At 69.4% G+C, this 5,364-nt stretch carries 6 protein-coding genes; all 6 read right to left on the reverse strand.

Annotated elements, in window-relative coordinates; all coding sequences use genetic code 11:
* A partial coding sequence (locus AX685_RS01165) for an alpha-hydroxy-acid oxidizing protein (protein ID WP_066484475.1) occupies positions 1 to 1,148 on the reverse strand: 1,148 nt, incomplete at its 3' end.
* Positions 1,149 to 1,258: 110 nt separating this feature from the next.
* Positions 1,259 to 1,951: a 50S ribosomal protein L1 gene (gene rplA, locus AX685_RS01170; RefSeq protein WP_066484476.1), complete on the reverse strand. Its 693-nt coding sequence runs from the start codon at positions 1,949 to 1,951 to the stop codon at positions 1,259 to 1,261.
* Positions 1,952 to 1,955: 4 nt separating this feature from the next.
* On the reverse strand, positions 1,956 to 2,387 hold the full coding sequence (gene rplK, locus AX685_RS01175) for a 50S ribosomal protein L11 (protein ID WP_066484477.1): 432 nt from the start codon (positions 2,385 to 2,387) through the stop codon (positions 1,956 to 1,958).
* A gap of 159 nt (positions 2,388 to 2,546) precedes the next feature.
* On the reverse strand, positions 2,547 to 3,644 hold the full coding sequence (gene lptG, locus AX685_RS01180) for an LPS export ABC transporter permease LptG (RefSeq protein ID WP_066484479.1): 1,098 nt from the start codon (positions 3,642 to 3,644) through the stop codon (positions 2,547 to 2,549).
* The gene (lptF, locus tag AX685_RS01185) at positions 3,644 to 4,843 is read right to left on the reverse strand and encodes an LPS export ABC transporter permease LptF (protein WP_197418432.1); all 1,200 of its coding nucleotides are present in this window, start codon (positions 4,841 to 4,843) and stop codon (positions 3,644 to 3,646) included. The genes lptG and lptF overlap by 1 nt, the downstream gene beginning before the upstream one ends.
* 88 nt (positions 4,844 to 4,931) lie before the next feature.
* On the reverse strand, positions 4,932 to 5,364 hold a 433-nt coding region (locus AX685_RS01190), incomplete at its 5' end, for a response regulator (protein WP_156445590.1).

Genomic DNA, 5,364 nt, shown 5'->3' on the forward strand with positions numbered 1-5,364 from the left:
CCCGCGCGGCGCACCGCCGCCAGCGTGGGCAGGCCGTTGACCGCCATCAGCAGGTCCGCCTCCGCCAGCAGGCAGCGCAGGACGTGTGCCGCGCCGTCCGCGCCGCCCAACGCCAGGCCATAGCTGTACGGGCGGCCGACGCCGACCAGATCGGCGCCGAGCGCGATTGCCTTGATGACGTCGGTGCCCGACCGGATGCCGCTGTCGAACAGCACCGGCACGCGCCCGCGCACCGCCTCGGCCACCGCCGGCAGCATGTCGATCGCGGCGATCCCGCCGTTCGCCTGCCGCCCGCCGTGGTTGGAGACGTAGATACCGTCCGCCCCGCAATCGATCGCGCGCGACGCATCGTCGGGGTGGCAGATGCCCTTCAGCACGATCGGCAGCCGCGTCAGCGACTTCAGCCACCCCATGTCGTCCCAGGTCAGCACCTTGCCGAAGGTCGCGCCCCAGGTGCCGATCGCGGCGCGCGGATCGTCCTGCGGCGGCTTGGCCAGCAGCTTCAGGAACGCCGGGTCGGTGAAGTAATTGGTCAGGACGTGCCCGCGCAGCTGCGGGAAGTTCGACACGTTGAGGTCGCGCGGGCGCCAGCCGGTGACCCAGGTGTCGAGCGTGACGACGATCGCGTCATACCCCGCCGCCTCCGCGCGCGACACCAGGCTGGCGGCGACGTCCGGGTCGCGCGGGGTGTAGAGCTGGAACAGCGCGGGCGTGTCGCCGCACGCGCGCTTCACCTCCTCCAGCGGATCGTTGGCGAGCGTGGAGGCGCACAGCGGCACGCCGGTCGCCGCCGACGCCTGCGCCGCGGCGATATCGCCATGCCCGTCCTGCGTGACGATGCCGGTGACGCCGATCGGCGCCATGAACAAGGGCGAGGGCAGGGTGCGTCCGAACAAGCTCGCCGACAGGTCGCGCGCGGTGCAGTCGACCATCATGCGCGGTACCATGCCCCAGTGGCGGAAGGCGGCGGCATTCCGGTCCTGCGTCCATTCGTCGCCGCAGCCGCCCTGGACGTAGTTCAGCACCGACGGCGGCATCGCCGCCTCCGCGCGCGCCTTCAGCGTCGCGAAATCGACCGGCAGCGTCGGCTGCACGCCCGACAGGCCGGCGTAATAGATGGCGTTCTGCAGGTCGCCGTAATGCGGCATGGTTCCTCTCCTTATCGCGCGGGAGAGTGGCGGGTCGGGCGGACAAAGGAAAGGGCCGGGGAGACGCTGTCCCCCCGGCCCGATCCTGTTGCGCGTTGCGGTGGAGGGCCTCAGGCGCCCGCGACCTCCGCCACGTCGACCTTGATGCCGGCGCCCATGGTGGAGCTGACGGTGATCTTCTTGACGTACTTGCCCTTGGCGCCCGACGGCTTGGCCTTCACCACCGCATCGACCAGCGCGTCGAAGTTGCGGCGCAGGTCTTCTTGCGCGAACGACGCCTTGCCGATGCCGGAGTGGATGATGCCGGTCTTCTCGACGCGATATTCCACCTGGCCGCCCTTGGCCGCCTTCACCGCCTCGGCGACGTTCATCGTCACGGTGCCCAGCTTCGGGTTCGGCATCAGGCCCTTGGGACCCAGCACCTTGCCCAGCCGGCCGACGACGCCCATCATGTCCGGGGTCGCGATGCAGCGGTCGAAGTCGATGGTGCCGCCCTGGACGGTTTCCATCAGATCCTCGGCCCCGACGACGTCCGCACCCGCGGCGCGGGCCTCGTCGGCCTTCGCGCCCTTGGCGAACACGCCGACGCGCACGGTCTTGCCGGTGCCGGCGGGCAGCGTGACGACGCCGCGGACCATCTGGTCGGCGTGACGCGGGTCGACGCCCAGGTTCATCGCGATCTCGATCGTCTCGTCGAACTTCGAGGTCGCCCCCGACTTCGCCAGCGCGATCGCCTCGTCGACGCCGTGCAGCTTCTCACGGTCGACGGTGATGGCCTTCTGCTTCTTGGTCAGCTTCGCCACGGTCTCAGCCCTCCACCACTTCGAGGCCCATCGCGCGGGCCGAACCTTCGATGATGCGGGTCGCCGCCTCGATATCGTTCGCGTTGAGATCCTTCATCTTGGTCTCGGCGATCTCGGCCAGCTGCGACCGCTTGATCTTGCCCGCGGACACCTTGCCGGGCTCCTTCGAACCCGACTTCAGGTTCGCGGCCTTCTTGATGAGGAAGGTCGCCGGGGGCGTCTTGGTGACGAACGAGAAGCTGCGGTCGGCGTAGACGGTGATGACGGTGGGAAGGGGCGCGCCCTTTTCCATGTCGCCGGTCTGCGCGTTGAACGCCTTGCAGAATTCCATGATGTTGACGCCGCGCTGACCCAGCGCCGGGCCGATCGGCGGCGACGGGTTGGCGGAGCCGGCGGGCACCTGCAGCTTGATATAACCTGTGATCTTCTTTGCCATGTCACTCTCTATTCCGGGCGCCTGCGGACAGGACGCCCCGTTTCAAGTCGAGCGGTCCGAGCGGGCGCGTCACCGCACCCTCCCGCAGAGCTTCCTCGGCCATGTGCGTTGGAAGCGCGGGCGCCTACAGCAGCGGCGCGCAAAAGGCAAGCGGGTCGGCTATTCCTCGGTGCGCAGCAGCACCGCCTCGCCGATCAGCAGGAACAAGAGGAACGGCGCCCAGGCGGCGAGGAACGGCGGATAGGCGCCCAGGTTGCCCATCGCCAGCGCGAACCGGTCGGCGACGAAATAGGCGAAGCCCAGCGCCATGCCGATCACCGCGCGGATGAACAGCGCCCCCGACCGCGCGATGCCGAAGGCGGCGACCGCGCCCAGCAGCGGCATCAGCATCGACGACAGCGGCCCGGACAATTTGTGCCACAGCACGCCCTCCAGCGACTTGGTCGGGCGGCCCGCCTCCGCCAGGTCGGCGATCGCGGCGCGCAGGCCGGTGAAGGACAGGGCATCGCCGTCGACGTTCGACAGCGTGAACTGATCGGGGGTGACGCCGCGACCGACGATCGTCTGCCCCAGCTGCGTCACCGCGCCCGACGCGACGTCGAACCGCCGCGCCGGCCAGATCCGCCAGCCGTCGCCGTCGCGAACGCCATGCGGCGCGGCGATCATCCCGCGCAGGCCCCCGCCCGCATTCCGCTCATAGACGGTCACGCCGCCCAGCCGCGCGTCGTTGCCGCGCCCGGCGATCCGGTCCGCCTGGATGAGATCGTCGCCCGACCGCACCCAGACGTTCGACCGGTCGCCGCGATCGACCGGCATCGGGCCGTAATTGACGTCCTGCCAGGTCGACAGCTCCGCGGTGGCACGGCTGACGATGCGGTCGTTGAACGCGAAGGTGAGCACCGCCACCCCCAGGCTGGCGACCAGCAGCGGCGCCAGCACCTGATGCGCGGAAAGCCCGCCGGCCTTCAGCGCCACCACCTCGCTGTTGGCGTTCATGGTGATGAGCGTCAGGATCGTGCCGAGCAGCACGGAGAAGGGCAGGAAGGTCGAGACGATCTGCGGCACGCGCAGCGAGACGTAGCGCCAGATTTCGGCATCGCCGTTGCCCGGCGCGGCCAGCACCCGGCCGCTTTCGCTGAGCAGGTCGAGCGTCTGGAGGATCAGCACCAGCCCGAACAGGATGCCGAAGGTGCGGGTCAGGAACAGCCGCCCCATGTACAGCGCGATCGTGCGCGACGGGAAGAACGACGACAGCATCAGGCGCGCGCCTCCCGCCGCAGCCGTCCGGGAAGGTAGCGCACGATCGTGCTCCAGATCTTGCCGAAGAAGCGTTCCAGCGCGCCGATCGGCTGCCCGCCGGGGACGTTGGCGATCATATGGTACATCCACAGGATGATCGCGCCGAACAGCACGAACGGCACCCACAAGGCGATCAGCGGATCGACCGCGCCGCGTTCGCCCAGCGCGGCGGCATATTGGTTCACCTTGTGATAGGTGACCACCATCACGATCGCCAGGAACACGCCCAGCGCCGAACTGGAGCGTTTCGGCGGCACGCCCAGCGCCACCGCGAGCAACGGGAGCAGGAACATCATCGCCACCTCCACGATGCGGAAGTGGAATTCGGCGCGGCTGGCGTCGCGCAATTCCTCGCTGGCGGAGGACGAATGGCCCAGCCGCGCCAGCTGCGGCAACGTATATTCCAGGTTCTCGCCCCCGCGCGTGCGGAAGCTTTCGAACTTGGGCAGGTTGATCGGCAGATCGTGGACGGTGAAGCTGAGCACGCGCGGGGTGCGGAAATCCGGGCGGTTGTGGATCAGCGTCCCGTCGGTCAGGCGGAAGACGATGACGTTGGGATCGTCGGTGGCCAGGAACTGGCCGCTTTCGGCGGTGACCCCGACCCAGTCGTTCTGCGGCGTATCGGCATGGACGAAGATGCCCGACAGCTTGCGCCCGCTGTCCTGACTGCGTTCGATGCGCAGCGTCATCCGGTCGCCCAGGTGCGTGAACTCACCCACCTTGATCGACGCGCCCAGCGCGCCGGTGCGCAGTTCGAAGCGCAGCTTCTCGTAATTGTAGCGCGCCAGCGGCTGGACGTAGCCGACGATCGCGATGTTGAACGCGGCCAGCACCATCGCGTACATGTACGGCACGCGCAGCAGCCGCGGGTAGCTCATCCCCACGCCGCGCATCACGTCCAGCTCGCTGGAGGTCGCCAGCCGGCGGAAGGCGAGCAGGATGCCCAGCAGCAACCCGATCGGGATGCCCAGCCCGAGATATTCGGGCAGGAGGTTGGCGAGCATCCGCCACACGACCGCGACCGGTCCGCCCTGCGTGATGACGAAATCGAACAGCCGGCCGATGCGGTCGAGGATCAGCAGCATCGAGGCGATCAGCAGCGTCGCGAACAGCGGCAGCGCGATCAGCCGGGCCATGTAGCGGTCGAGCGAGGTCATGATCGGATGCGGTCGCTCCACGGGCCAGCAACAGGGATCGACGGGCTATAGGCAACCGCGCGGCGCGCGTCAGCAGCGTAATTCGCGATTATTCCGCGGCGATCGGCTCGACCATGCCGCCACCCGCGGTGGCGCCGAGCACCGCACGGTCGAGCGCGGCGAGCGTGAACGGCTTGCGCAGCACCGGGCGGCCGCCGAGGTCGATGCCGCCGCCCGCTTCCCCGGCGAAACCGGTCACGAACAGCACCGGCACCCCGGCGTGGGTCGCGGGCAGGCGGGCGACCATCTCCGGCCCGGTCAGCGATGGCATCAGGACATCCGACACGATCAGGTCGACGTGCGTCATCGCGGCGAGCGCCTGTGGCGCGCGCGCGGGATCGTTGCATTCGACCGGGTGGTGCCCCAGTTCGCGCAGCGCGCCCATCGTCGCGGCCAGCACGCGCGGATCGTCCTCCACCACCAGGATCGCCAGCCCTGCCGGCGCGGGGGCGGGGGCGTCCACCACGTCCGGCGCGGCGGGG

The organism is Sphingomonas sp. CCH9-F2 (assembly GCF_001556735.1).
In the GTDB taxonomy this organism is placed as follows: domain Bacteria; phylum Pseudomonadota; class Alphaproteobacteria; order Sphingomonadales; family Sphingomonadaceae; genus Sphingomonas; species Sphingomonas ginsenosidimutans.

Excerpts from the sequence above, each read along its gene's own strand:
- rplK (WP_066484477.1), bottom strand. The coding sequence starts at position 2,387 with ATGGCAAAGAAGATCACAGGTTATATCAAGCTGCAGGTGCCCGCCGGC.
- lptG (WP_066484479.1), bottom strand. The coding sequence starts at position 3,644 with ATGCTGTCGTCGTTCTTCCCGTCGCGCACGATCGCGCTGTACATGGGG.
- lptF (WP_197418432.1), bottom strand. The coding sequence starts at position 4,843 with ATGACCTCGCTCGACCGCTACATGGCCCGGCTGATCGCGCTGCCGCTG.